This window comes from Mucilaginibacter sp. P4_E8, from assembly GCF_056401495.1.
The window spans coordinates 1-826 of record NZ_JBFUJG010000427.1 but is presented as its reverse complement, the minus strand read 5'-3'; the positions used below and the strand labels follow the sequence as shown (position 1 = coordinate 826).

The 826-nt window shown below is 53.8% G+C and carries 1 protein-coding gene; it reads right to left on the bottom strand.

Annotated elements, in window-relative coordinates; all coding sequences use genetic code 11:
• A partial coding sequence (locus AC1DRQ_RS31910) for a condensation domain-containing protein (RefSeq protein WP_477430230.1) occupies nt 1-826 on the bottom strand: 826 nt, incomplete at both ends.

Genomic DNA, 826 nt, shown 5'->3' with positions numbered 1-826 from the left:
GGCATCCAGCTCACGGTAGCTCAGACGGCTATCCCCGTAAACCACAGCGGTCTCTTCTCCCCGAAGCATTACCTGCTCCCTGAACAGGTCCAGCAGCGTTAATCCCACAGGGTAGGATACCGCTGTCCCGTTAAACTCATATAATAACTGTTCACGCTCCTGTTCGCTCAGGATCTCGATATCACCGATGCGCTGTTCGCTATCCGATACTACCGCTCTCAGCAWRCGCTCATAATGATCCAGCATGCGCTCCATCGTTTCAGGACGGTAAAGATCCCTGCAATACGTCAGGCTCAGATGAAGACCGTCTCCCGTCTCGATCGCGTCCAGGTTCAGGTCAAACTTCGCACTGCTATGACCGCTGTCTTCTGCAGATAGTGCGGCCCCGCCCAGATCCAGCGCCTCGCTCGCAGGCATGTTCTGTAACACGAACATCACCTGGAATAAGGGACTGCGGCTCAGGTCACGCTCCACGCCCAGGATCTCTACTATCTTCTCGAACGGGATCTCCTGGTGCTCATATGCCTCCAGTGTCGTCTTACGTACAGATCCCAGCAACTCCCGGTAACTCATATCGCTGCTCAGCTCACTCCGCAATACCAGCGTATTGATGAAAAAACCGATCATCCCTTCCGTCTCCTGCTGCTGGCGACCTGCTATCGGACTCCCTACACTGATATCACCCTGACCCGTATAACGGTATAATAAGATCTTAAACAAACTCAGCAGGCTCATAAATAAAGTCGAACCTTCCCGACGGCTCAGCTCCAACAAACCCGTATACGCTTCTGCACCGATATGACGGCTTACCAGACCTCCCCGGGTG